We start from the raw sequence: 25,612 nt of genomic DNA on the forward strand, positions 1-25,612 counted from the left end.
CTGTAAAGATTAGCGTACGTTGCCGCAGTTTAGGCAGAAAGCGTAGCGGTTTTGCGGATCGTTAAGGTTATTAAGCAATCCCGGTTGTTCTTTAACAGCGCTCATCACATCGAGCATTGGAGCAGGGAGCCAAACCTTAAGGGCGGCGGGTAAAACGGCTTGTACCGAGGCGTTCATCTGATTTAACAGCAGATCAATCATACCCGGATCATCCTGATACCAGCTCAGCTGTGGTTTGCCGACCTTAGCCAACTCAGCGGCTTTTGCCACGGCATCATCAAAGTCGCCCAACGCATCAACCAGCCCATTGGCTTTGGCATCACTTCCGGTCCATACGTGGCCCTGTGCAATGGCGTTAATTTGCTCGGGTGTTTTATGGCGTGATGCCGCCACTAATCCAACGAAATTACGATAGCCATTCTCAATCGTCAGCTGCATCAACTGTTGTACTTCAGTCGGCAGCGCTTTAGTCGTGGCCATATCTGCCAGCGGTGAGGTGGCAACACCATCTGTATGCACGCCAATGGCGCTAAGGCTGTTTTCAACGGTGTTAATCACCCCGAAGATACCGATGGAACCGGTCAGGGTGCTCGGTGCCGCCACAATGTAATCCGCCGGTGTTGAAATCCAGTAGCCGCCAGATGCCGCCATACCGCCCATCGAAACAACCACCGGTTTACCGGCGTCGTGCGCCGCAGCCAGCTCTTCACGTATTGCCTCGGAGGCGGTAACGCTGCCGCCAGGACTATTGACGCGCAGTACGATGGCTTTGATTTTTGGATCGAGTCGCGCATCACGAATTTGAGACGCAGTGGTATCACCACCGACATTTCCGGCACTCTCTTCACCGTCCATAATGGCGCCGCTGGCGAGGATAACAGCAATGTTGCCATCCTGATTCTGAGGCGGTTGTTTAACGGTATAGTCGTAGATGCTCACGCTGCGATAATCGTTATTCGCTTTATCCCAGCCAAAGGTTTTGACCAGCTCCTGATCGGCGGCTGCGCGCGTATCAAGTACATCCACTAACTTATTGTTCAGCGCATATTTCGCTGAATCGCCCTGAACGGCTTGCAGGCCGCTAATAATGCCCGCTGCGCCTGGGAACAATTGGTCGGTTGTGATCTGGCGATTAGCCGCCACCGTATTCAGGTAGTTCTGCCAAAGCTGACCAACCCAGCGACCGTCGGCATCGCGCGCTTCGGGTGACATATCGTCGCGCAGGAATGGCTCAACGGCAGATTTATAGGTTCCGACGCGGAAAACATGTGAACTGACTTTTAATTTATCCAGCAGCGTTTTGTAATAAAGGCCATTGGTGGCAAAACCGTGCAGATCCACCGTACCTTGCGGCGAGAGATAAACTTTGTTGGCGTAGCTGGCAATATAATATTGTGCCTGGCTATAGCTATCGCCCACAGCATAAATCGGTTTGCCAGCATCGCGGAATTCACGCAGCGCTTTACCAACATATTGCAGGGAAGGCTGATCGCCGCCGGCAAAGTCACGCAGTTCAAGCACGATGCCAGTGATGTTTTTATCCGTCTTCGCCTGGCGGATCGCATCAACCACATCAAACAGAGAGTTTTCCTGCAAACGATCGCTATTCGCGCCCAACAGCTGGCGGCTGATGCGGCTTAGACGATTACTGACGGAAGGTTTGTCGACCAGAACACCGCTCAGATCGATTTTCAGTGCACCTTGCTGGACCGGTTCATTACTGCTTGAACTGGAAACTTGCATCCAAATCCCGACGCCTGCCAGAATCAATACAATAAGAAATAAATTAAGAATAAATTCCCGAATAAAATTCAGTACCCGCCAGCTCCAGCGGAACAGACCGGAAATAATTCGCCACAGTGTGCGCATAAACTCTCCATATTCACGTAACAGGGCAGCCAGCACGCGGTCAGCCCCGATGTCGCGTTCATCCTAAAGAGCGGCGTGCGAAAAGTCAGCAGGAAATAGCGCCAGACTGTTACAAAAGATCGTGCTGTGCCAGGATTAGGCCACGCTTTTTATTCATGGGAGAAGAATAATGGATGCATTGGATTTATTAGTGAATCGTCGCTCGGCCTCACGCCTGGCAGAACCGGCTCCAACGGGTGAAGCCCTGCAAAATATTCTGCACGCCGCCATGCGCGCGCCGGATCACGGCACGCTGCAGCCATGGCGCTTCATTATTGTTGAAAATGAAGGGCGCGATCGCTTTAGCAACGTGCTGGAACAAGCCGCACGCGATAGCAACTTAGAGCAAAAAGCCATCGACAAAGCGGCTTCGGCGCCATTCCGCGCGCCGATGATCATCACTGTAGTGGCGCATTGTGAAGAGAATGCCAAAGTACCGCATTGGGAACAGTTGGCCTCTGCCAGTTGCGCGGTAATGGCGATGCAGATGGCTGCTGTCGCGCAAGGCTTTAACGGCATCTGGCGTAGCGGGCCATGGACCGATCATCCACTCGTTCGTGAAGCGTTTAGCTGCCGTGAGCAGGATGCGATTGTTGGTTTTCTCTATCTGGGTACGCCGCAGTTGAAAGCCAACACCACGGTTGTGGCGCCTGACACTGCACGGTTTGTCAGTTATTTCTGACAGACAGCGGCGAGTTTATGCGGCACGTTATGCGCTGTTACAGAGATTGCACACAGCCTGTGCGAAAGATCGAGGTTAGGCCGCGCAGCACTTACCACCAGCTTGCAGCCAGGCTAACATAGCGCCTTCTGTTTAGCGCATAAGGACCTCGCCATGAGTGAATCACTCCGTTTAACGCAGTACAGCCATGGTGCTGGATGCGGCTGCAAAATTTCGCCGCAGGTATTGGAAACCATTCTCCACAGTGAGCTGAGCCCATTTCACGATCCGCAACTGCTGGTCGGTAATGAAACGCGTGATGATGCCGCAGTGTACGATCTTGGCAATGGTACAGCGGTGGTCAGCACCACGGATTTCTTTATGCCGATCGTCGACGATCCCTTTACCTTTGGCCGTATCGCCGCCACCAATGCCATCAGCGATATCTATGCCATGGGCGGGAAACCGATCATGGCGATCGCCATTCTAGGCTGGCCCGTGAATGTGCTGAGTCCGGAGGTGGCGCAACAGGTGGTCGAAGGTGGCCGCGCCGCTTGTCAGGCCGCGGGAATCGCGCTGGCTGGTGGTCATTCGATTGATGCGCCAGAACCTATCTTTGGTCTGGCCGTTACCGGCATTGTTGATGTGGCAAGAGTGAAAAAGAACAGTGCGGCACAGGCAGGATGTCAGCTATTCCTTACCAAGCCGTTAGGGATTGGCATTCTGACTACCGCTGAGAAAAAAGGCCTGTTGCGTTCAGAGCATCAATCCTTAGCGGCTGAGGTGATGTGCCAGCTCAACAACGCCGGCGCAGACTTTGCCAAACTTGATGGCGTCAGTGCCATGACCGATGTGACGGGTTTTGGCTTGCTGGGGCATTTGAGTGAAATCTGCCAGGGTTCAGGGCTGCGTGCTGAGCTGATAGCAAAGAATGTGCCGCGACTGGCGGGCGTAGATGACTACATCGCTGCGGGTGCGGTACCGGGTGGCACCAGCCGTAATTTTGCCAGCTACGGTGCATCTATTTCTCCTCTTGATGATGCAACACGCGCACTGCTTTGCGATCCGCAAACTTCCGGCGGTCTGTTAGTCGCGGTTCAACATGACGCCGTAGAAGAGTTTCAGCGCTGCGCGACAGAAGCAGGTGTCACTGCCGCGCTAATAGGCGAGTTGTTTGCCGCCAACGCAGATCATCCTCTGATTACCGTAATTACCTGATGTTAAGGAACGACGCCATCCATGCGTTTGTTTATTGCTGAAAAACCTAGCTTAGCGCGTGCGATTGCCGACGTGTTGCCGAAACCGCATCGTCGTGGTGATGGTTATATTGCCTGCGGGAATGGCCAGGTTGTGACCTGGTGTGTTGGGCACCTGTTGGAGCAGGCGCAGCCCGATAGTTACGACAGCCGCTATGCGCGCTGGAATCTGGCCGATCTGCCGATCATTCCTGATAAGTGGCGCTTACAGCCGCGTCCTTCGGTAGCGAAGCAGCTGAAAGTGATCGAAGGATTGCTGCAGCAAGCCAGCGTTGTGGTGCATGCGGGAGACCCCGACCGTGAAGGCCAACTGCTGGTGGATGAGGTGCTGGATTACCTGCAACTCGCGCCAGAAAAACGCCAAACGGTACAGCGTTGCCTGATTAACGACCTCAATCCTTCGGCAGTAGAACGTGCCGTCGGGCGCTTGCGTGAGAACCGTGAATTTATTCCGTTGTGCGTGTCGGCATTGGCGCGCGCACGTGCCGACTGGTTGTATGGCATCAATATGACCCGCGCATGGACCTTGCTGGGGCGTAATGCCGGTTACGATGGCGTGCTGTCAGTCGGGCGTGTACAAACGCCGGTGCTGGGCCTGGTGGTGCGTCGCGATGAAGAGATTGAGAACTTTATCCCGAAGGATTACTTCGAAGTCAAAGCACACATCGTCACGCCAAAAGACGAACGCTTTGTTGCCAGCTGGGTGCCGAGTGATGCCTGTGAGCCCTGGCAGGATGAAGAGGGGCGATTGTTACATCGACCGCTGGCGGATCACGTGCTGGAGCGTATTAACGGCAAACCTGCGCTGGTCACCGGCTATAACGATAAGCGCGAATCGGATACTGCGCCGCTGCCGTTTTCACTTTCAGGCCTGCAAATTGAAGCAGGTAAGCGTTTCGGGCTCAGCGCGCAGACCGTATTAGATTGCTGCCAGCGGCTGTATGAGACTCACAAGCTGATCACTTATCCGCGATCTGACAGCCGCTATCTGCCTGATGAGCACTTTGCCGGGCGTCATGCGGTATTGAACGCCATACAGGCACATCAGCCCAATTTAACGCCACCCGCTGATTTTAATCCTGACCAGAAGAATCGCTGCTGGGACGATAAAAAAGTGGATGCTCACCACGCGATTATCCCCACCGCTCGCGCCAGCAAAGTGAATCTTACGGAAAATGAAGCCAGCATTTATGGGTTAATCGCGCGTCAGTATCTTATGCAGTTTTGTCCGGATGCGATCTTTCGCAAATGCGTTATCGATCTCGACATCGGCGGAGGAAAATTCATTGCCAAAGCACGCTTTCTGGCTGAGGCAGGTTGGCGTGCACTGTTGGGCAGCAAAGAACGTGATGAAGAGAACGATGGCACGCCGCTGCCGGTAGTCAGCAAAGGCGATGAACTGCTGTGTGAGCGTGGTGAAGTGCTGGCAAAGCAAACGCAGCCACCGCGTCCGTTCACCGATGCGACCTTGTTATCGGCAATGACAGGCATAGCGCGTTTTGTTCAGGATAAAGAATTAAAGAAAGTTCTGCGTGCGACCGATGGTTTAGGTACGGAAGCTACGCGTGCAGGCATTATAGAATTACTGTTCCGCCGCACTTTCCTGGTAAAAAAGGGACGCTATATTCATTCAACGGAGGCTGGTAGGGCGCTGATTCATGCGTTGCCTGAAATGGCTGCCCGTCCGGATATGACGGCGCAATGGGAGTCCACACTGACACGCATCAGTGAAAAAGCCTGCCGATATGATGAGTTTATGCAGCCGCTGGTCAGCACCTTGATTGGGCTGATTGGTGAAGCGCGCCAGCGTCCCTCGTTACAGGCCTTTCGCGGATTGACAGCGCCTGGCCCAAAAAAGAAAGCCAAACCGAAAACGGCTCGTCGCAAAACCAAGGAGACAGAGTGATGCGGAATGTAATGATATTGCTCAGTGGACTGCTGTTATGCAGCACTGCCGCGCTGGCTAATCGCCAGCCGGAAAATAATCGAATGGGAAATACCGATGTCGTGGTAGATATGCCGCCAGAAGTCTGGACACAGGGACAAAATAATCGGCAAAGCAACTGCATGCAATGCTGTACCTATGAGAACCGCAGCTATTCAGAAGGGGCGGTAGTAAAGGCGGAAGGTGTATTACTGCAGTGCGGACGTGATGAGAAAGCGATAGGCACCAATCCGCTTATCTGGAAGATCATCAAATAAAAGCGCGTGGCGTAAAAACGCCACGCTGCTGTATCACAGCTTGAATGTTGACCAAACCGGTGCGTGATCCGACGGCTTTTCCATACTGCGAATGTCGTAATCAATGCCACTATCAACACAGCGCGAGGCCAACGGTTGGCTCGCTAACAGCAAGTCAATGCGCAGTCCACGGTTATCATCGAAGCCTTTTGAACGGTAATCAAACCATGAGAAACGGTCGTTGGTTGCTGGGAATTTATCGCGCCAGGTATCAACCAGCCCCCACTGCAGTAAGCGATCCATCCATTCCCGCTCTTCTGGCAGGAACGAACACTTCCCGGTACGCAGCCAACGTTTGCGATTATCCTCACCAATGCCGATGTCAAAATCAGTGCTGCTGATATTCATGTCACCCATGATTAACACCGGTTTATCAACGGCCAGCTGCTGCTCAAGATAGTTTTGCAAATCGCGGTAGAACTTCTCTTTGGCCGGGAATTTGGTCGGATGGTCGCGACTTTCACCCTGAGGGAAATAACCATTGATTACGGTAATATTACCGATAGAACTCGGTATTTCCGCCATGATCAAACGACGCTGTGCTTCTTCGTCATCACCTGGGAAACCACGACTCACGGTAATTGGTTGAGCTTTAGTCAGCAGCGCGACACCATAATGTCCTTTTTGCCCATGATAGAACACGTGATAGCCCAGTTTGCTAACGTCTTCGAGCGGGAACATATCGTCATGCACTTTGGTTTCCTGCAAGCCGATGACATCTGGCTGATGCTGTTCAACTAATGCTTCTAATTGGTGCGGGCGTGCGCGCAAACCGTTGATGTTGAAGGAGACAAATTTCATTTCGCTGCCATTTCTATCCGCAAAAGAGTGTCGGGATGGTAACGAGTTTTTCGGCAAAAGTCATGGTGCGTAGCGGGAGAAATCAACAAGTAAAGCGAAAGGGAGGGAAGACATTGGATGGTGGTGGGAGAAGGATTCGAACCTTCGAAGTCTGTGACGGCAGATTTACAGTCTGCTCCCTTTGGCCGCTCGGGAATCCCACCAGGGATGTGCATATTGTGGCTTCAGGGAGACGATTCAGATGGTGGTGGGAGAAGGATTCGAACCTTCGAAGTCTGTGACGGCAGATTTACAGTCTGCTCCCTTTGGCCGCTCGGGAATCCCACCACTGGCCTGAATCATTGCCTCTTAAAGCGGGGCGCATCATACCAAATGCGCTCAGCCTGTAAAGCACCGTCACTGAAAATAAAAATCGTTTGCCCACTTTTTATGCGTGGCGCTGAAGAGTTGTGCAGTTCAGCGCCAAAGCGGTTAAAGAATGATCGTGCGGTTACCGTAAACGAACACGCGCTGACCCAGCACTTTATACAGTGCACGACTCAATACATTCTTCTCTACATCACGTCCAGCACGCATCATCTCTTCTGCGGTATAGCTGTGATCGACGTTGATAACGTCCTGCATGATGATTGGACCTTCATCAAGGTTATCGTTCACATAGTGCGCGGTTGCGCCGATGATTTTCACGCCGCGCTCATACGCCTGATGATACGGACGTGCGCCGATGAAAGCCGGCAAGAAGGAGTGGTGAATATTGATGATCTGATTAGGGTAGCGCTGCACGAAGGCCGGTGTTAATACGCGCATGTATTTGGCCAGCACCACGTAATCCGGCTGATAGCGGTCAATTTCGTCTGCCATACGGTTATCGTGTTCTTCGCGCGTGTGGCCTTCATGACTCACCATCACAAACGGAATGTCGAAGCGTTCGACCAACGAGCGCAGCGTTTCATGGTTACCAATGACCGCCGCAATCTCCATATCAAGACCGCCAAAAGCGCTTTTCATCAGCAAATCGCCCAGGCAATGTGCCTCTTTGGTGACCAGAATGACAACACGACGACGGCCTGCGCTCTGTAATTCACGCACTGATCCTGCTGGCAGTGCGCCATCAAGATCGGCCAGCAAGGTGTTGTCGTTGAAAATACCTTCCAGCTCAGTGCGCATGAAAAAGCGCCCGGTACGATGATCGACGAACTCATTATTTTGCACAATATTGAGCTCGTGCTTGTAGCAAATATTAGTAATTTTGGCGATTAGACCTTTCGCATCTGGGCAAATGGTACGTAATACTTTTCGTTGGATGGTTTGCGCTTGCATCTCGATCAGAGTCCTGTCAAAGCGATGAATGGTAAAGCCGTTGTGTATCTGTCCAGATTAGCCACAACATTTTTTGTATTTTTTATCGGAGCCACAAGGACAGCGATCGTTACGTCCCAACTCAGGTGTTGTTCCGTCTACATAGTACCAGCGTTGATCCTCGCGAAGAAAGCGTGAACATTCATAGATCGCCGAAGTACGGCCTTTTTCGAGGTATCGCGCAAAAAACGTTACGAAGGCTTCATTCTCATGGCTTCCTTGATTACAACAAGTTACATTCAAGCCCAGCCATTCAGTACCGGAAAAACTTTCGGATAATAACGTCTCGAGATCCGCCACCCGTTTACTGGAGTGCCAGGTTGCAGCCAGCCAGGCAGCATTTTTAACAACATAGGCGGTGTAGCGTGAGCGCATTAATTGCTCAGCACTTAATGGGTTCGCTTGTCCAATCAGAAAGGGCTGACAACATAAGCTATACTCCTTTCCGCTGCAGCAAGGGCACTTTTCAGACACGTCATCTCCTGGAAGTGATTAAAGTAAATTAAAGCGTGCGCTATGGTAGCCGACTGTCAGGCGTGATGCTACGCAACAAGCCAATCACGAGGTGAGATGAGAAAAGTAAGGATCGGGCTGGCACTGGGTTCAGGTGCCGCTAAAGGTTGGGCACACATTGGTGTTATTAATGCGTTAGAACGAGCAGGCATTGAAATCGATGTTGTGGCGGGTTGTTCCGTCGGCGCGTTGGTTGGCTCAGCCTATGTGAATGGCCGGCTGGGTGTGATGGAAAAATGGGTGAGCGCATTCCGCTATTGGGATGTCATCCGTCTAATGGATCTCTCGTGGCAGCGCGGTGGGTTGCTGCGGGGGGATCGGGTTTTTAGCCATATCCGGCAACTCATCCCAAACGAGTTAATTGATGGATGCGATAAACCTTTTGGCGTTGTGGCAACCAATCTCAGTACGGGAAGAGAGGTGTGGTTAACGGAGGGAGATTTACATCAAGCTGTGCGTGCGTCCTGTAGTATGCCAGGCTTACTACCACCTATCGCTTACAATGGATATTGGTTGGTGGATGGTGCAGTAGTGAATCCCGTACCCATCTCATTAACCCGCGCGCTGGGTGCCGACATCGTTATTGCTGTGGATCTCCAGCATGACGCACACCTGATGCAGCAAGATTTACTTTCAGTGACACCGCAAAGCGGTGAAGAAGCGGCGGCAGTTGAAGCGCTGAGTTGGGGAAAAAAATTGCGTCAGCGCATTGTGGGTTTGACGCAACGCCGAGCTACTCAAACGCCGGGTGCGATGGAGATTATGTCTACGTCCATCCAGGTACTGGAAAATCGCCTGAAACGTAACCGCATGGCGGGCGACCCGCCGGATGTGCTGATTCAGCCGTTTTGTCCTCAAATTTCCACATTGGACTTTCATCGTGCAGAAGAAGCCATCGCGGCTGGCAAGGCCGCCGTTGAGAAAAAAATGGATGAACTATTACCGCTGGTCCGTAGCAGATAGTCAGGTTGTTCATTCACAGGTGTTGCTACTTCAGCCAATTCTGAAAGGCGCAACTGCATTTTATGAACCACTATTGAATTATCTGGTACGCAGGGGGAGAGAATGGAGAAACCGCTAATCGGCAAAAAGATTCTCATTGTCGAAGATGAGGTCGTTTTCCGTTCATTAATTGACAACTTATTGACCAACTTGGGCGCCAGCACATTAGCAGCAGGTGATGGTCTCGATGGCTTAACACTATTATCCGCGCAGTCGGTGGATTTGGTTGTCTGCGATCTTGAAATGCCGCGTATGGGCGGCATTCCGTTTGTTGAGCGTATTCGCAGCCGCGGCAATAACGTCCCCATACTGATTATCTCGGCAACGCAAAATATGGCCGACATTGCCCATGTGCTGCGACTGGGGGTACAAGATGTGCTCCTTAAGCCGCTAAAAAACCTTGAACGCTTCAGAGAGGCGGTTTTTGAGTGCCTTTATCCCTCGATGTTCACGTCGAAAGTCGAGGAGGACGAGCAGCTTTTCCAGGATTGGGATGCGTTAGTCAGCGATCCTCTTGCCGCCTCCAAGCTGCTAAAACAGTTGCAACCACCCGTGCAGCAAACGATCGCCAATTGCCGCATTAACTACCGTCAGTTGACGATGGCAGAACAGCCGGGTTTAGTGCTGGATATTGCGGCACTGTCTGATAACGATCTTGCTTTCTACTGTCTTGATGTTACCAGGGCAGGTGACAACGGGGTTCTGGCCGCACTTTTATTGCGGGCGTTATTTAATGGCTTGCTACAGGAACAATTATCCGGTCAGAAACAGCGATTGCCAGAGCTTAATGGATTATTACGTCAGGTTAACATGTTGCTGCGGCAGGCCAATTTGAGCGGACAATTCCCGCTATTAGTTGGCTATTATCATCGTCAGCTCAAGAATCTGATTCTGGTTTCAGCTGGGCTTAATGCGACGTTGCATATTAATACTCATCAAATTCAACTCAGTAATGGTGTGCCGCTTGGTACTATGGGTAGCACACATCTCAACCAAATCAGCCAACGTGCCGATGCCTGGCAGTGTCATATCTGGGGCGCCGGTGGGAGGCTTCGCCTGATGCTATCAGCGGAAGAATAACCCATCGGATTAAAATTTTTCGCGGGTTGAAGACAGGACCAGGGGCAGGCTTTACACTTGGGTAATAGTCTTAAATTCCGCGGATTAACTCCATCCAGGATAAATCCGTCTGATAGTAACTGGTATACTCATTTCGTTTTTAAACCGACATATCAAGTATTAACTTGAACGGCCTATTAAGAGAGGTATTTAGATGTCTGCCTATAAGACTAAAGTAAAAAAAGCGGTAATCCCTGTTGCAGGTCTTGGTACGCGTATGCTGCCTGCGACGAAAGCTATTCCAAAAGAGATGTTACCGCTTGTCGATAAGCCGTTGATCCAGTATGTCGTGAATGAGTGCATTGCAGCAGGCATTAATGAGATTGTGCTGGTTACACACTCTTCTAAAAACGCCATTGAAAACCACTTTGATACCAGTTTTGAATTGGAATCAATGCTGGAAAAACGTGTTAAGCGCCAACTGTTGGATGAGATCCAATCTATCTGCCCACCGCATGTCACCATCATGCAGGTTCGTCAGGGCATTGCTAAAGGTTTGGGCCACGCGGTGATGTGTGCACATCCACTGATTGGTGATGAACCTTTCGCCGTTATCCTGCCCGACGTAATCATTGATGAATACGAATCTGATCCAACCAAAGACAACCTGGCAGAGATGCTGACTCGTTATGAAGAGAGTGGTCGTAGCCAGATCATGGTTGAGCCGGTTGCGGATGTCACCGCTTATGGTGTGGTTGACTGCCAGGGTGCCGATCTTGCCCCAGGCCAGAGCGCACCAATGGTTGGCGTCGTTGAGAAGCCAAAAGCTTCTGAAGCCCCGTCAAACCTGGCTGTGGTTGGACGCTATGTGTTATCTGCTGATATCTGGCCGCTGCTGGCTAAAACACCTCCAGGTGCGGGTGGCGAAGTTCAGTTGACCGACTCCATTGCTATGCTGATGGAAAAAGAGACGGTAGAAGCCTATCACCTGAACGGTGTAAGCCATGACTGCGGTAACAAACTGGGTTACATGCAGGCTTTTGTTGAGTACGGCGTTCGTCATCCAGTGTTGGGTAAAGATTTCACCCAATGGCTTGAAGGCGCAGTAGGCAATAAAAAGTAACTCAATAAACACAGGATAATTCAATGAAAGTCACTGTATTTGGTATCGGCTATGTCGGTCTGGTTCAGGCTGCGGTGTTAGCCGAAGTCGGACATGACGTTCTCTGTATTGATGTCGACGAAAAGAAAGTCGAAAACTTGAAGAAAGGTCATATTCCGATCTTTGAACCGGGCCTGACGCCGCTCGTAATGTCAAACTATGAGTCTGGTCGCCTGAAGTTCAGCACCAATGCGGAAGAGGGCGTAAATCATGGTGTAATGCAATTCATCGCTGTGGGTACGCCTCCCGATGAAGATGGCTCTGCCGATCTGAAATATGTGACCGCAGTTGCGCGCACCATTGCACAGCACATGAACGATCATAAAGTCGTTATCGACAAATCCACTGTGCCCGTCGGTACTGCGGATCGGGTTCGTGCGGTAATGACTGAAACCCTGCAGAAACGCGATGTAAATATTGCTTTTGACGTGGTTTCTAACCCGGAATTCCTCAAAGAAGGTGCTGCAGTTAATGACTGTATGCGTCCGGAGCGCATCGTGGTTGGTACTGACAACGATGAAGTTGTTGAATTGCTGCGTGAACTTTACGAGCCGTTCAATCGTAACCACGATCGTATGATCTTGATGGATATCCGCAGTGCAGAGCTGACGAAGTACGCGGCGAACTGTATGTTGGCCACCAAAATCAGCTTTATGAATGAGATCTCAAACCTGGCTGAGCGTCTGGGAGCCGACGTTGAGAAAGTGCGTCAGGGGATTGGTTCTGATTCACGTATCGGCTATCACTTCATCTATCCTGGCTGTGGCTATGGCGGTTCGTGTTTCCCGAAAGACGTTCAGGCGCTGATTCGCACTGCTGAATCAATCGGTTACACTCCACGCCTGCTGCAGGCCGTTGAGGACGTTAACGACTCGCAGAAGAACAAACTGCCGACTTTCATTAAGCGCCATTTTGGCGACGATCTGCGCGGCAAAACGTTTGCTCTGTGGGGACTGGCGTTCAAACCTAACACGGATGACATGCGTGAAGCATCCAGCCGTGTGCTGATGGAAACGTTATGGGAAGCTGGCGCAACAGTTCAGGCATTTGACCCGGAAGCGATGGATGAAGCTCAGCGCGTTTACGGCCATCGTGATGACCTGAAATTGATGGGCACCAAGGAAGCTGCGCTACAGGGAGCAGATGGCTTAGTGATTTGCACCGAATGGCAAAACTTCCGTGCACCAGATTTCGATGTCATCAAAACCGCGTTAAAACAACCCGTGATTTTTGATGGTCGTAACCTGTATGATCCAGAGCGTATCAACAAGCGCGGCTTTACGTACTATGCAATCGGCCGCGGAGCGTCTATTCAAATCGTAGAATAAATAATGAGGGATGTATGAAGTTTCTGGTCACCGGCGCGGCAGGTTTTATTGGATTTCACGTCAGCCAGCGCTTGCTGGCAGTGGGTCACCAGGTTGTCGGTATCGATAACCTGAATGACTACTATGATGTCAGCCTTAAGCAGGCCCGTTTAGATCAGAATGCTACACATCCCAATTTTATATTCGTAAAAATGGACCTGGCGGATCGCCAGGCCATTTCTTCTTTGTTCGCAGAACACAAATTTGAGCGTGTAATTCACTTAGGCGCGCAGGCTGGCGTACGTTATTCAATTGAAAATCCCCACGCTTATGCCGATGCTAATTTAATCGGTCACCTCAATATTCTTGAGGGCTGTCGCCATCATAAAATTGGCCACTTGCTATATGCCTCATCCAGTTCAGTTTATGGTCTGAACCGCAAAATGCCTTTTTCAACGGATGACTCCGTTGACCATCCTGTTTCACTGTATGCGGCCACAAAAAAAGCTAACGAGTTGATGTCGCATACTTATTCGCATCTCTATCAATTGCCAACCACTGGATTACGTTTTTTCACTGTTTATGGTCCATGGGGACGCCCAGATATGGCACTTTTCAAATTTACGCGTGCGATGTTAGCAGGTGAGAAAATTGATGTTTATAACAATGGGCAAATGACCCGCGACTTTACCTATATTGATGATATAGCCGAAGCGATTGTTAGATTGCAGGATGTTATCCCGCAGCCAGATGAAGCCTGGACTGTAGAAGCAGGCTCACCGGCAAGCAGTTCTGCGCCTTATCGTGTTTACAACATTGGTAATAGCCAGCCAGTCAGTTTAATGACATATATTGAATCGCTGGAAAAAGCGCTGGGAATTGAGGCAAAGAAAAATATGCTGCCAATGCAGCCTGGCGATGTGTTGAGTACCAGTGCTGATACGCAACCGCTTTATGAGGCGATTAATTTCCGTCCGCAAACCGGCGTAGAGCAGGGTGTCAAAAATTTTGTTGATTGGTACCGAAGCTTCTATCAACAATAAATCTCTATGAAAAAAGGAAGCCTTTGGCTTCCTTTTTCTTATCTGGTGTAAAGTGAACGCGCTCTTCACTAATCACAATTCGAAGCACTGGAGAGATTACAGCAGGAAATCGTCCAGTTTTTTACCTTGTTCTTCAATAGCTTTTTTAATCACAGCAGGCGTACGTCCCTGACCGGTCCACGTGCGGTTGTCACCGTTCTCATCAACATAGGAATATTTAGCTGGACGAGCAGCACGCTTGGTTTTACCCGGTGCTTTCGTTTCAGATAAAGCCTGCAATAGCTCATTTGGATCGATGCCATCCGCAATCAACATCTCACGATATTGTTCCAGTTTGCGATTACGTTCTGCATTTTCCGCTTGTGCATGGGAATCTTCTTCACGACGCTCGTTGACCACAACTTCGAGCTTTTCCAGCATCTCTTCTAATGTTTCCAGAGAGCATTCACGAGCTTGTGCGCGCAATGTACGGATATTATTAAGAATTTTAAGTGCTTCGCTCATTGTCCTAATCTCAAAATATAATAAATGGGAGTGGTTCTGCCAACTCATAATAGTGGTGCAAAAAAATAACTGCAATAGCCAGATTTAAAAGCAAAACGTAAATTAAAAAATAGAGGTGGGTTTTGAACGCTGCGCAAAATATATTTACGCGTTTTGTAACTTTCTTTGGTAGTGATTTTGTACGGTATGCTTGGCATTCCGTGAATTCCTTCACGTCAGTGGTAATAGTAATGAATCAAATATTAGCGCATGAACTACTTTATCAAATTGTGCTATGTTCGTAATGTAGACATCTAAAGAGTGTGTTGCTGTTGTTAAATTGAGCAGATGATAAAAATAATGCATCGCTACAGCTTTACAACTTTATGGTAAACTGCGGCGCAACGAATATAGGTTGCGATGAGATCCTTCTAATGGCCCAACTTTATTTTTATTACTCTGCGATGAATGCAGGTAAATCAACGGCTCTACTACAATCTTCCTATAATTACCATGAGCGCGGTATGCGTTCACTGGTTTATACCGCAGAAATTGATGATCGCTTTGGTGCCGGCAAGGTCAGTTCACGCATCGGACTATCGTCTCCGGCTTTTTTATATAACGCTAACACGCAACTGGATCAGGAAATAGCCAACGAGCATGCTAAGCAACCCGTGCATTGCGTGCTGGTCGATGAAAGCCAGTTCCTCACGCGAGAACAGGTTAGGGCATTGTCTAATGTAGTAGATAATCTGGATATTCCCGTATTGTGCTACGGCTTACGCACGGACTTCCGCGGTGAGCTATTTATTGGCAGCCAATATTTACTGGCTTGGGCTGATAAACTTGTCGAGCTAAAAACCATCTGTCACTGTGGCCGTAAAGCTAGCATGGTGTTACGCCTCGATGCCAACGGAAAGCCTTTCAGTGAGGGGGAGCAGGTCGTAATTGGTGGCAATGAACGTTATATCTCTGTGTGCCGCAAACATTATAAACAAGCTATTGATGAAGGCTCATTAAGAGCGATATATGGGACACAACAACCGTAGGCTTAGTTTTTAGGCAGATGAAAAAACCCGCCGAAGCGGGTTTTTTAAGTTAAAACTATTTAGGCTTTCTTGGTTTTCTTCTCGATTTTCACTTCTGCTTTTGTCTCAGCAGCTTTTTCACTGTAAGACTCAGAGAATTCACGACCGTAGAAGGTATCCAGCATAATTTGTTTCAGTTCAGCAATCAGCGGATAGCGTGGGTTGGCGCCAGTACATTGGTCATCGAATGCATCTTCTGCCAGTTTGTCTACTTTCGCGAGGAAATCAGCTTCCTGTACACCCGCTTCGCGGATAGAGGTTGGAATTCCCAGCTGTGTTTTCATCTCTTCCAGCCAGGCCAGCAGTTTTTCAATTTTCTGCGCGGTACGGTCGCCTACAGCTGAAAGTCCCAGATGATCGGCCACTTCAGCATAACGACGGCGTGCTTGAGGGCGGTCATACTGGCTGAAAGCCGTCTGCTTAGTTGGATTGTCATTCGCGTTATAACGAATCACGTTTGAGATAAGCAGCGCATTAGCAAGGCCATGCGGGATGTGGAACTCAGAACCCAGTTTATGCGCCATAGAGTGACATACCCCAAGGAATGCGTTAGCAAACGCAATACCCGCGATAGTCGCTGCATTGTGAACACGCTCACGTGCAACCGGATTTTTAGCGCCGTCACGATAGCTGGCAGGCAGGTTCTCTTTCAGCAATTTCAGCGCCTGAAGTGCCTGACCATCTGAATACTCATTGGCTAATACTGACACATAAGCTTCAAGTGAGTGTGTCACCGCATCAAGGCCGCCAAATGCGCAGAGAGAACGCGGCATATCCATCACCAGATTAGCATCAACAATTGCCATGTCTGGAGTTAGTGCATAGTCCGCAAGCGGGTATTTCTGGCCTGTTGCATCATCAGTAACTACCGCAAATGGAGTCACTTCAGAACCTGTACCAGAGGTGGTGGTGATGGCAACCATACGTGCTTTCACCCCCATTTTTGGGAACTTATAGATACGTTTACGGATGTCCATAAAGCGCAGCGCCAGCTCTTCAAAATGCGTTTCAGGGTGTTCGTACATGACCCACATGATTTTTGCAGCGTCCATCGGTGAACCACCGCCGAGGGCAATGATCACGTCAGGTTTGAAACTGTTCATCTGTTCCGCGCCTTTACGCACAATGCTCAGCGTTGGATCTGCCTCAACTTCAAAGAACACTTCGGTTTCAATGCCGTGTGATTTCAGTACGCGAGTAACTTGATCGGCATAACCGTTATTGAACAGGAAGCGGTCAGTAACGATGAAGGCGCGTTTAGCTCCGTCAGTTGCCACTTCTTCAAGGGCAATCGGCAGTGAGCCGCGACGGAAGTAGATAGACTTCGGAAGTTTATGCCACAACATATTTTCAGCTCGCTTGGCGACGGTTTTCTTGTTGATGAGATGTTTAGGTCCCACGTTTTCAGAAATGGAGTTACCCCCCCATGAACCGCAGCCCAGTGTCAGTGACGGAGCCAGCTTGAAGTTATACAGGTCACCGATACCGCCTTGTGACGCTGGGGTATTGATAAGAATACGAGCGGTTTTCATTTTATCGCCGAAGTAGTGTACGCGCTCAATCTGATTATCCTGGTCGGTATACAGACATGAGGTATGTCCAATACCACCCATAGTTACCAGTTTTTCCGCTTTATCAACGGCGTCGTGGTAATCCTTAGCGCGATACATGGCTAATGTCGGTGATAATTTTTCATGCGCAAACGGTTCAGACTCGTCCACCAGCTTCACTTCACCAATAAGAATTTTGGTGTTTGCCGGTACGGTAATCCCCGCCAGTTCGGCAATTTTCGCTGCCGGCTGTCCTACAATGGCGGCATTCAATGCACCATTTTTCAGGATAATGTCCTGAACGGCCTTCAGCTCCTGGCCCTGCAACAGGTAACCACCGTGGCTCTCAAAGCGTTCACGTACAGCGTCATATGCTGAATCAACCACAATGACAGATTGTTCAGAAGCACAAATCACGCCGTTATCAAAGGTTTTCGACATCAGAATTGATGCAACTGCACGTTTAATGTCGGCTGTTTCATCAATCACGACTGGGGTATTGCCCGCGCCAACGCCAATGGCAGGTTTGCCAGAGCTATACGCCGCCTTCACCATGCCTGGACCACCGGTGGCAAGGATTAAATTGATATCTGGGTGATGCATTAATTGATTCGACAGTTCAACCGATGGGGCATCAATCCAGCCAATGATGTCTTTCGGTGCACCTGCAGCGATTGCAGCTTGCAGAACAATATCAGCCGCTTTATTCGTGGCATCTTTTGCGCGCGGATGTGGGGAAAAGATGATGCCATTACGGGTTTTCAGGCTAATCAACGCCTTGAAAATAGCAGTAGAAGTTGGGTTAGTGGTGGGTACAATACCGCAGATTAAGCCAATGGGTTCGGCAATGGTGATGGTGCCAAAGGTATCGTCGGTTGCAAGGATACCGCAGGTCTTTTCATCTTTATAGGCATTGTAAATGTACTCTGAAGCGAAGTGGTTTTTGATCACTTTATCTTCAACAATACCCATGCCAGATTCGGCGACGGCCATTTTGGCCAGTGGAATACGGGCATCTGCAGCGGCGAGGGCGGCAGCGCGGAAAATTGCATCCACTTGTTCCTGACTAAAATTAGCGAATTCACGCTGTGCCTTTTTAACACGCTCTACCAGTGCATTAAGTTCGGCAACATTAGTAACGGCCATAGTGCTCTCCTGAAGGAAGTTAAACTCTTTTAGTAAACAAGCCTGATCCAGAAGTATAGTCACGTTAAGCTTATAAATTGCTCAAGTTAACGACTGTATTGTCTTTGCTTACTAAAAGGGTTTCCTGGTCAAGATGCCTAAGCGCTCCGGAAGTGGTTTCGATGGGGTAAGATTACCCCTGTTGAGGTAGGTAAATAATGATTTGGATCAATTCGAACCCAAGCTGACACCTTTCAGCACTAACTTTCGCAAGTAAAGTTAGTGTGCTTTGCCACATTCTCTGAACGCTGAAGCTGCATCGTTATAACTTTTGAGTAACAGCAGTCAGATAAACTGGTTATGACCGCGACAGGTAGCATAATTTTCTGCCTTTACCTCTGGTTTTACGCCCGGCTTTTGCACTACATTAAGCGCGATTTTTAATTCAGACCTTACCGGAGCCCACTTTGAATCCCGTACTACTCGATCTTTCCGGCTACATTAAGTTTTTTGTCGGGTTGTTTGCCTTAGTGAATCCGGTGGGCATCATCCCGGTTTTTATCAGTATGACCAGCTACCAGGGTGTAGCGGAGCGCAACAAAACCAATCTTACGGCAAATTTGGCCGTCGCCATCATTCTCTGGACTTCCCTTTTTCTCGGGGATGGCATTTTACATGTCTTTGGTATCTCAATTGATTCGTTCCGTATTGCGGGGGGAATCTTGGTTGTCACCATAGCGATGTCGATGATCAGCGGGAAGCTCGGGGAAGATAAGCAAAATAAGCAGGAGAAGTCTGAGAGCGCCATTCGTGAAAGTATTGGCGTGGTGCCACTGGCCTTACCATTAATGGCGGGGCCCGGTGCGATAAGTTCAACCATCGTCTGGAGCACGCGCTATAACAGTTGGCAAAATTTACTTGGCTTAAGTATTGCGATTGCCATTTTTGCTTTTAGCTGTTGGCTTCTTTTTCGTGCTGCACCTTTAATGGTTCGGTTACTTGGTCAAACGGGGATTAACGTCATTACGCGTATCATGGGCTTATTATTAATGGCTTTAGGTATCGAGTTTATCGTAACTGGCATGAAATCGATTTTTCCTGGACTCCTTAACTGACCCCACAGTTATTTTTTTGTAACGCCGCATGCTTGACCCAAAATGGTGCGCGCAAGTGATTAATTGCACCATTTTGGTTATTTTATTCTTGTTGCTAAAGTCATCGCAGCCATCATCACTTTTACTACTAACTTTTGTAGCCCGCATCTAAAAGCGCTTCAATATTGTGATAATTATCACAGATAAATCTTCTGCCTAATTCGTACTAATTAGCATGTCTAAAAGGTTATTCGCCAATTCAATAACGAATAGTAGGGATGATGAGGAGTTATATGGTTATATTGGAATAACTTATTAAAAAATAGCTAAGATGGATAGATTACATGCAAAATCATCAAAAATTATTTTAAAATCAAAAAATTAGATGATAATTCTGGATAAAAATTAACTCTTTCACTGCATGTCCGATCGTGATAAAAGAGAATCTGCTAACATTTTTGCAGTTTAGCTTTGGCGCGCGGGTAACGGTTCTGATAATTTCGGCTCATCCACAAATTTTTTATCTGATAGCGACAAATGTGTACGCTTTTTGCTTACATCCTATCAGGCTTATGAGTAAGGTTGATATTTGTTGATGAAATGCATGGTAGCGAAAATGGCTGCACCTTCGGTGCTAGCCTTATGCCTTGCGGGAATAGTGGCACAGAGCCAGGCAGCACAAATCCCGGCTGGTACCCCATTATCAGATGTGCAACGGATTGTTATTAATAATGGCAGTGAAGTAGCAACATTAGATCCGCAAAAGGCAGAAGGCGTGCCTGAATCGAATGTCATGCGTAATTTACTGGAAGGGCTCGTTGAAACCGACAATAACGGACAACTGGTGCCAGGCGTCGCCAGTTCGTGGCAAAGTGACAACGGCCGTATTTGGACTTTTACGCTGCGCAACGATGCGCGATGGAGTAATGGCGAACCGGTAACCGCGCATGACTTCGTTTATAGCTGGCAGCGTCTGGCCGATCCTAAAACCGCGTCGCCCTATGCCAGCTATTTGCAAACAGCACACCTTGAAAATATTGACGCTGTTCTATCTGGCAAAGCTGCGCCTGGTGAACTCGGCGTTAAAGCTCTCGACGACCATCACCTTCAGGTTACCCTTTCTGAACCCGTTCCCTATTTTGTTGCCATGCTGGCGCACAGTGCCATGAAACCGGTTTATCGTCCGGCCATTGAGCAGTGGGGTGAGCAGTGGACACAGCCGAATCACTATATAGGCAATGGCGCTTTTACATTAAGTGAATGGGTGGTGAATGAAAAAATCGTGGTTAAACGCAATCCTGACTATTGGGATAATGCACATACCGTAATCGAGGAGGGTGTGTTTTTACCGCTCTCCTCGGAAAATAGTGATATTAATCGCTATCGCAGCGGGGGGACCGATATGACTAACAGCGCGGTCCCGCCAGAGATGTTTAAAAAACTGCAGCAGGATCTCGGCGACGAGGTCAAAGTCAGCCCTCTTTTATGCACGTTTTACTATGAAATTAATAATAAAAAAGCGCCTTTCAATGATGGGCGCGTGCGTGCCGCTTTGAAGTTAACACTTGACCGCGACATAATTGCGCAAAAAATTATGGGGCAAGGACAAATTCCTGCCTATGGCTTAACACCGCCGTTCACCCACGGCATTACACTCTCTCCTCCTGCCTGGGCACAACAAACCCAGGCAGAGCGAAATGCCACGGCGAAAGAATTATTAGCGCAGGCGGGTTTTAACCCACAAAATCCGCTGCGTTTTACGCTGTTGTATAACACATCTGAGCAGAATAAGAGGCAGGCGATTGCTGCAGCATCAATGTGGCAAAAGAATCTCGGTGCTGTGATCACATTACAGAATCAGGAGTGGAAAACACTACTTGAAACGCGGCATCAGGCGCAGTACGACGTGGTCCGTGCAACCTGGTGCGCCGATTATAACGAACCGTCAACTTTCCTGAATATGTTATTAAGCGGTTCGTCGATTAATACGGCCTTTTATAACAGCCCAGAATTTGATCAATTAATGAAGCAAACACTCACGCATTCGGATGAAGCAGGCCGTGCCTCGCTTTATCAGCAGGCGGAAGCGCAACTCGATAAAGACTCGCCCATTGTGCCAGTCTATTACCGCGTTAGCGTGAGACTGGTTAAGCCTTGGGTTGGCGGCTTCACCGGTAAAGACCCGCAGGATATGCTGGCGTTGAAATACTATTACATAAAGAAACATTGAGTAATGTATCGATCCGACGCTACAGTCGGACGGCACTTTACCGTGGTAAACCCTAAAGGGTGATTCGGGTCTTCGTTCAGACAGGCGAAGACCACCCGAAAAGGGGACGCCAGGCGATGAATCGACCTGGTAAAGATAATAAAACTGGAGCGTAATAATGAACAACATCACGAAAAAAAGCCTGATTGCTGCAGGCGTATTAGCAGCAATCGGCGCGCTGGCAGGGAATGCCGCGCTGGCAGCAACAGTGCCAGCAGGCGTTGAATTGGCAGCAAAACAGGAGTTGGTCCGCGGTAACGGCGATGAGGTACAGTCGCTGGATCCACACAAAATTGAAGGTGTGCCTGAAGACAACATCGCGCGTGACCTATATGAAGGCCTGATCACCAGCGATAGCGATGGCAAGCCGGTACCGGGCGTGGCTGAAAGCTGGGAAAATAAAGATTATAAAGTCTGGACCTTCCATCTGCGCAAGAACGCTAAGTGGTCTAATGGTGAGCCGGTAACCGCACAAGATTTCGTTTACAGCTGGCAGCGTCTGGTCGATCCAAAAACCGCATCCCCGTACGCTAGCTATCCACAATATGGCCACATCGTGAATGTTGATGACATCATCGCTGGCAAAAAGCCAACCTCCGATCTTGGTGTCAAAGCAATTGATGATCATACGTTGGAAGTGACGCTGAGCGAGCCGGTGCCGTACTTCTACAAGTTGCTGATTAACTCCGTCATGTCTCCGGTATATAAACCCGCCATCGAAAAATTTGGCGATCAGTGGACCCAACCGCAAAACTGGGTGGGCAATGGCGCCTTTAAACTTGAATCACACGTAATTAACGAGCGTGTGACGCTGGTGCGTAATCCGCAATATTGGGATAACGAGCACACCGTATTGAACAAAGTGACGTTCCTGCCTATCAACTCCGAAGTCAGTGATGTTAACCGTTACTTCTCTGAAAACGGCAGCGATATCACTTATAACAACATGCCCATCGAGCTGTTCAAAAAGCTGCAGCGTGATAATGGCAAAGAGTTGATGGTGAAGCCGTATCTCTGCACCTACTACTACGAAATTAACAACCAGAAAGCCCCGTTCACCGATCCACGCGTACGTACCGCACTGAAGCTTGGTCTGGATCGTGACATCATGGTGAACAAAGTGTTGGCTCAAGGCCAGCAGCCGGCTTACAGCTTTACTCCGCCAGCCACCGATGGTATGGAACTGTTGCCACCAGATTGGTTCAAGTGGGATCAGAACAAGCGTAATGAAGAAGCGAAAAAACTGCTGGCTGAAGCGGGTTATACCGCAGATAAACCGCTGACCTTCAATCTGCTGTACAACACCTCCGATCTGCATAAAAAACTAGCGATCGCCGCTTCTTCTATCTGGAAGAAAAATATCGGTGTGAACATCAAGCTTGAGAACCAGGAGTGGAAAACCTTCCTGGATACGCGCCATCAGGGCAACTTTGATGTTTCCCGTGCCGCATGGTGTGCCGATTACAACGAACCCACATCGTTCCTGAACATCATGCTGTCTGACAGCAGCAGTAACACCTCACATTATAAGAGCGCTGACTTCGATAAAGTTATCCACGATGCCGTTAAAGCCACAGACGATAAGGCGCGTGTAGCGGATTATCAGAAGGCAGAGCAGATTCTGGATAAAGACAGCACCATCGTGCCAGTTTACTACTATGTCAACGCACGTCTGGTGAAGCCTTACGTGGGTGGTTATACCGGTAACGATCCGCTGGATAAAACCGTCGATAAAAACCTGTATATCATTAAACATTAATAGCACTCAGGCTATCGACAGTGGCGGTGCTGCGGCACCGCCTTTTTAATTTGTGAAGCAACAGCCTGGTAGGTACGGCAATGTTAAAATTCATCCTGCGTCGGCTCCTCGAAGCCATCCCGACGCTATTTATTCTCATCACCATCTCTTTCTTCATGATGCGACTGGCACCCGGCAGTCCATTTACCGGCGAGCGTGTGCTTTCGCCAGAGGTGATGGCAAATATCGAAGCGAAATACCATCTCAACGATCCGATAGGCAAACAATACCTGAGCTATCTGGTGCAGTTAGCACACGGTGATTTTGGGCCATCGTTCAAATACAAAGATTACTCGGTGAATTATCTGGTAGGCCATGCCTTCCCGGTTTCAGCCAAACTCGGCCTGGCGGCATTTTTCCTCGCCGTGGTGCTGGGCGTGACGGCCGGCGTCATCGCGGCCTTAAAGCAAAACAGTCTGTGGGATTATGCCGTGATGGGGGTCGCGATGACCGGCGTGGTGATCCCCAGCTTTGTCGTGGCACCATTACTGGTGCTGGTCTTTGCGATAACCCTACGCTGGCTGCCTGGCGGCGGCTGGAACGGCGGCCAATGGAATTACATGCTGCTGCCGATGGTGGCGCTCTCATTGGCCTATATTGCCAGCATCGCGCGTATTACCCGCGGTTCGATGATTGAAGTGATGCACTCAAACTTCATCCGTACAGCACGCGCTAAAGGCTTGCCGCTGCGTCGTATCGTGCTGCGCCATGCGCTGAAGCCCGCTATGCTGCCAGTCTTATCCTACATGGGGCCAGCATTTGTCGGCATTATCACCGGTTCAATGGTGATTGAATCTATCTATGGTTTGCCTGGCATCGGTCAGCTGTTCGTTAACGGGGCACTGAACCGAGACTATTCGCTGGTGATGAGTCTAACCATTCTGGTTGGCGTTCTGACCATTCTGTTTAACGCGATCGTTGATGTGCTCTATGCCGTTATCGATCCAAAAATCCGTTACTGATTGTGGAGCTCGCCCATGATGTTAAGTAAGAAAAACAGCGAAGCTCTGGATGCCTTCAGTGAAAAACTGGAAGTCGAAGGGCGCAGCCTCTGGCAGGATGCGCGTCGCCGCTTTATTCACAACCGTGCTGCGTTCATCAGTCTGTTGGTGTTACTAGTAATCACGCTGTTCGTAGTGTTTGCACCTATGTTGTCGCAGTTCAAATATGACGATACCGACTGGGCGATGATGTCTGCTGCGCCGGATACGGTTTCTGGCCACTGGTTTGGTACCGACTCATCGGGACGCGATCTGCTGGTGCGCGTCGCGATTGGTGGCCGTATCTCGCTGATGGTCGGCATCGCTTCCGCCTTGATCGCGGTACTGGTGGGCACGCTCTATGGCTCATTAGCCGGTTATCTGGGCGGTAAAATTGACTCAGTCATGATGCGTATCCTCGAGATCCTCAACTCCTTCCCGTTTATGTTCTTCGTCATCCTGCTCGTAACCTTCTTTGGACGTAACATTCTGCTGATCTTTGTGGCGATTGGCATGGTGTCGTGGCTGGATATGGCGCGTATCGTGCGCGGTCAGACGCTGGGCCTGAAACGTAAAGAGTTTATCGAAGCGGCGCAGGTAGGGGGCGTGAGTACTTTCAATATCGTACTGCGTCACATCGTGCCTAATGTGCTGGGTGTGGTGGTGGTGTACGCCTCGCTGCTGGTTCCGAGCATGATTCTGTTTGAATCTTTCCTCAGTTTCCTCGGACTCGGTACGCAAGAGCCCCTGAGTAGTTGGGGCGCGCTGCTTAGCGACGGTGCTAACTCAATGGAAGTGTCGCCGTGGTTACTAATGTTCCCTGCAGGCTTCCTTGTGGTCACGCTGTTCTGTTTTAACTTTATCGGCGATGGCTTGCGTGATGCCCTCGACCCGAAAGATCGTTAAGGAGTTT

21 protein-coding genes and 2 tRNA genes are annotated in these 25,612 nt (G+C 49.5%); 15 read left to right on the forward strand and 8 right to left on the reverse strand.

The window, feature by feature from the left end:
- Window positions 1–9 precede the first annotated feature (9 nt).
- On the reverse strand, window positions 10–1,869 hold the full coding sequence (gene sppA / locus CRO19_RS18595; protein ID WP_097097166.1) for a signal peptide peptidase SppA: 1,860 nt from the start codon (window positions 1,867–1,869) through the stop codon (window positions 10–12).
- Window positions 1,870–2,038: 169 nt separating this feature from the next.
- Here sppA and CRO19_RS18600 point away from each other — a divergent pair, with 169 nt between their 5' ends.
- From CRO19_RS18600 to CRO19_RS18615, 4 genes are all read left to right on the forward strand, one after another.
- Window positions 2,039–2,590, forward strand: a complete 552-nt coding sequence (locus tag CRO19_RS18600) for an NAD(P)H nitroreductase (RefSeq protein WP_097097167.1) — start codon at window positions 2,039–2,041, stop codon at window positions 2,588–2,590.
- Between the two features lie 153 nt (window positions 2,591–2,743).
- A complete protein-coding gene (gene selD / locus CRO19_RS18605) occupies window positions 2,744–3,787 on the forward strand; it encodes a selenide, water dikinase SelD (protein ID WP_097097168.1) in 1,044 nt (347 codons plus the stop codon).
- A 21-nt stretch (window positions 3,788–3,808) separates the two neighbouring features.
- Complete coding sequence (locus CRO19_RS18610; RefSeq protein ID WP_097097169.1) at window positions 3,809–5,731, forward strand: DNA topoisomerase III; 1,923 nt, start codon at window positions 3,809–3,811, stop codon at window positions 5,729–5,731.
- Window positions 5,731–6,027 (forward strand): YnjH family protein, encoded by a 297-nt coding sequence (locus CRO19_RS18615; protein WP_097097170.1) that lies wholly within the window; start codon window positions 5,731–5,733, stop codon window positions 6,025–6,027. Before CRO19_RS18610 ends, CRO19_RS18615 begins: the two co-directional genes overlap by 1 nt.
- A 33-nt stretch (window positions 6,028–6,060) precedes the next feature.
- Here CRO19_RS18615 and xthA read toward each other — a convergent pair whose 3' ends face one another.
- The 5 genes from xthA to CRO19_RS18640 all read right to left on the reverse strand — a co-directional run bounded on the left by xthA (window position 6,061) and on the right by CRO19_RS18640 (window position 8,700).
- On the reverse strand, window positions 6,061–6,867 hold the full coding sequence (gene xthA / locus CRO19_RS18620) for an exodeoxyribonuclease III (RefSeq protein ID WP_097097171.1): 807 nt from the start codon (window positions 6,865–6,867) through the stop codon (window positions 6,061–6,063).
- Window positions 6,868–6,985: 118 nt separating this feature from the next.
- A tRNA-Tyr gene (locus CRO19_RS18625) sits at window positions 6,986–7,070 on the reverse strand.
- A 39-nt stretch (window positions 7,071–7,109) separates the two neighbouring features.
- Window positions 7,110–7,194: transfer RNA gene (locus CRO19_RS18630), tRNA-Tyr, on the reverse strand.
- A 144-nt stretch (window positions 7,195–7,338) separates the two neighbouring features.
- Complete coding sequence (purU, locus tag CRO19_RS18635; RefSeq protein WP_097097172.1) at window positions 7,339–8,187, reverse strand: formyltetrahydrofolate deformylase; 849 nt, start codon at window positions 8,185–8,187, stop codon at window positions 7,339–7,341.
- A gap of 57 nt (window positions 8,188–8,244) precedes the next feature.
- Complete coding sequence (locus tag CRO19_RS18640; RefSeq protein WP_097097173.1) at window positions 8,245–8,700, reverse strand: YchJ family protein; 456 nt, start codon at window positions 8,698–8,700, stop codon at window positions 8,245–8,247.
- A 96-nt stretch (window positions 8,701–8,796) separates the two neighbouring features.
- On the opposite strand from CRO19_RS18640, the gene rssA reads away from it, so the two are divergent.
- The 5 genes from rssA (at window position 8,797) to CRO19_RS18665 (ending at window position 14,312) form a co-directional block, all read left to right on the forward strand.
- The gene (gene rssA / locus CRO19_RS18645) at window positions 8,797–9,702 is read left to right on the forward strand and encodes a patatin-like phospholipase RssA (RefSeq protein WP_097097174.1); all 906 of its coding nucleotides are present in this window, start codon (window positions 8,797–8,799) and stop codon (window positions 9,700–9,702) included.
- Between the two features lie 102 nt (window positions 9,703–9,804).
- Window positions 9,805–10,821 (forward strand): two-component system response regulator RssB, encoded by a 1,017-nt coding sequence (gene rssB, locus CRO19_RS18650; RefSeq protein ID WP_097097175.1) that lies wholly within the window; start codon window positions 9,805–9,807, stop codon window positions 10,819–10,821.
- A 193-nt stretch (window positions 10,822–11,014) separates the two neighbouring features.
- Window positions 11,015–11,923, forward strand: coding sequence for a UTP--glucose-1-phosphate uridylyltransferase GalU (gene galU / locus CRO19_RS18655; protein ID WP_007892362.1), 909 nt, complete (start codon window positions 11,015–11,017; stop codon window positions 11,921–11,923).
- Between the two features lie 23 nt (window positions 11,924–11,946).
- Window positions 11,947–13,290, forward strand: a complete 1,344-nt coding sequence (locus CRO19_RS18660) for a UDP-glucose dehydrogenase family protein (RefSeq protein ID WP_097097176.1) — start codon at window positions 11,947–11,949, stop codon at window positions 13,288–13,290.
- A gap of 14 nt (window positions 13,291–13,304) precedes the next feature.
- Window positions 13,305–14,312, forward strand: a complete 1,008-nt coding sequence (locus tag CRO19_RS18665; RefSeq protein ID WP_097097177.1) for an NAD-dependent epimerase — start codon at window positions 13,305–13,307, stop codon at window positions 14,310–14,312.
- A 96-nt stretch (window positions 14,313–14,408) separates the two neighbouring features.
- Here CRO19_RS18665 and hns read toward each other — a convergent pair whose 3' ends face one another.
- On the reverse strand, window positions 14,409–14,816 hold the full coding sequence (gene hns, locus CRO19_RS18670; protein ID WP_097097178.1) for a histone-like nucleoid-structuring protein H-NS: 408 nt from the start codon (window positions 14,814–14,816) through the stop codon (window positions 14,409–14,411).
- 413 nt (window positions 14,817–15,229) lie between these two features.
- Here hns and tdk point away from each other — a divergent pair, with 413 nt between their 5' ends.
- Entirely contained in the window at window positions 15,230–15,844 is a 615-nt protein-coding gene (gene tdk, locus CRO19_RS18675) for a thymidine kinase (RefSeq protein ID WP_097097179.1), read from the forward strand.
- A 59-nt stretch (window positions 15,845–15,903) separates the two neighbouring features.
- On the opposite strand, the gene adhE is transcribed toward tdk, so the two are convergent.
- Window positions 15,904–18,579 carry a bifunctional acetaldehyde-CoA/alcohol dehydrogenase gene (adhE, locus tag CRO19_RS18680; protein ID WP_097097180.1) on the reverse strand — a complete coding sequence of 892 codons (2,676 nt, stop codon included), beginning with the start codon at window positions 18,577–18,579 and terminating at the stop codon, window positions 15,904–15,906.
- A gap of 446 nt (window positions 18,580–19,025) precedes the next feature.
- On the opposite strand from adhE, the gene CRO19_RS18685 reads away from it, so the two are divergent.
- From CRO19_RS18685 to oppC, 5 genes are all read left to right on the forward strand, one after another.
- Window positions 19,026–19,673, forward strand: a complete 648-nt coding sequence (locus CRO19_RS18685; RefSeq protein WP_097097181.1) for a YchE family NAAT transporter — start codon at window positions 19,026–19,028, stop codon at window positions 19,671–19,673.
- A 595-nt stretch (window positions 19,674–20,268) separates the two neighbouring features.
- On the forward strand, window positions 20,269–21,882 hold the full coding sequence (locus tag CRO19_RS18690; protein ID WP_097097707.1) for an ABC transporter substrate-binding protein: 1,614 nt from the start codon (window positions 20,269–20,271) through the stop codon (window positions 21,880–21,882).
- 157 nt (window positions 21,883–22,039) lie between these two features.
- Window positions 22,040–23,680: an oligopeptide ABC transporter substrate-binding protein OppA gene (oppA, locus tag CRO19_RS18695; RefSeq protein WP_097097182.1), complete on the forward strand. Its 1,641-nt coding sequence runs from the start codon at window positions 22,040–22,042 to the stop codon at window positions 23,678–23,680.
- Window positions 23,681–23,760: 80 nt separating this feature from the next.
- Window positions 23,761–24,681, forward strand: a complete 921-nt coding sequence (gene oppB, locus CRO19_RS18700) for an oligopeptide ABC transporter permease OppB (RefSeq protein WP_007892378.1) — start codon at window positions 23,761–23,763, stop codon at window positions 24,679–24,681.
- Window positions 24,682–24,696: 15 nt separating this feature from the next.
- Window positions 24,697–25,605 (forward strand): oligopeptide ABC transporter permease OppC, encoded by a 909-nt coding sequence (gene oppC / locus CRO19_RS18705; RefSeq protein ID WP_007892380.1) that lies wholly within the window; start codon window positions 24,697–24,699, stop codon window positions 25,603–25,605.
- Window positions 25,606–25,612 lie beyond the last annotated feature (7 nt).

It is taken from the genome of Candidatus Pantoea floridensis (genome assembly GCF_900215435.1).
Lineage (GTDB): Bacteria > Pseudomonadota > Gammaproteobacteria > Enterobacterales > Enterobacteriaceae > Pantoea > Pantoea floridensis.

Coding starts and splice junctions, on each gene's coding strand:
- sppA (WP_097097166.1), bottom strand. CDS start 1,869: ATGCGCACACTGTGGCGAATTATTTCCGGTCTGTTCCGCTGGAGCTGG.
- CRO19_RS18600 (WP_097097167.1), top strand. CDS start 2,039: ATGGATGCATTGGATTTATTAGTGAATCGTCGCTCGGCCTCACGCCTG.
- selD (WP_097097168.1), top strand. CDS start 2,744: ATGAGTGAATCACTCCGTTTAACGCAGTACAGCCATGGTGCTGGATGC.
- CRO19_RS18610 (WP_097097169.1), top strand. CDS start 3,809: ATGCGTTTGTTTATTGCTGAAAAACCTAGCTTAGCGCGTGCGATTGCC.
- CRO19_RS18615 (WP_097097170.1), top strand. CDS start 5,731: ATGCGGAATGTAATGATATTGCTCAGTGGACTGCTGTTATGCAGCACT.
- xthA (WP_097097171.1), bottom strand. CDS start 6,867: ATGAAATTTGTCTCCTTCAACATCAACGGTTTGCGCGCACGCCCGCAC.
- purU (WP_097097172.1), bottom strand. CDS start 8,187: ATGCAAGCGCAAACCATCCAACGAAAAGTATTACGTACCATTTGCCCA.
- rssA (WP_097097174.1), top strand. CDS start 8,797: ATGAGAAAAGTAAGGATCGGGCTGGCACTGGGTTCAGGTGCCGCTAAA.
- rssB (WP_097097175.1), top strand. CDS start 9,805: ATGGAGAAACCGCTAATCGGCAAAAAGATTCTCATTGTCGAAGATGAG.
- galU (WP_007892362.1), top strand. CDS start 11,015: ATGTCTGCCTATAAGACTAAAGTAAAAAAAGCGGTAATCCCTGTTGCA.
- CRO19_RS18660 (WP_097097176.1), top strand. CDS start 11,947: ATGAAAGTCACTGTATTTGGTATCGGCTATGTCGGTCTGGTTCAGGCT.
- CRO19_RS18665 (WP_097097177.1), top strand. CDS start 13,305: ATGAAGTTTCTGGTCACCGGCGCGGCAGGTTTTATTGGATTTCACGTC.
- hns (WP_097097178.1), bottom strand. CDS start 14,816: ATGAGCGAAGCACTTAAAATTCTTAATAATATCCGTACATTGCGCGCA.
- tdk (WP_097097179.1), top strand. CDS start 15,230: ATGGCCCAACTTTATTTTTATTACTCTGCGATGAATGCAGGTAAATCA.
- adhE (WP_097097180.1), bottom strand. CDS start 18,579: ATGGCCGTTACTAATGTTGCCGAACTTAATGCACTGGTAGAGCGTGTT.
- CRO19_RS18690 (WP_097097707.1), top strand. CDS start 20,269: ATGGCTGCACCTTCGGTGCTAGCCTTATGCCTTGCGGGAATAGTGGCA.
- oppA (WP_097097182.1), top strand. CDS start 22,040: ATGAACAACATCACGAAAAAAAGCCTGATTGCTGCAGGCGTATTAGCA.
- oppB (WP_007892378.1), top strand. CDS start 23,761: ATGTTAAAATTCATCCTGCGTCGGCTCCTCGAAGCCATCCCGACGCTA.
- oppC (WP_007892380.1), top strand. CDS start 24,697: ATGATGTTAAGTAAGAAAAACAGCGAAGCTCTGGATGCCTTCAGTGAA.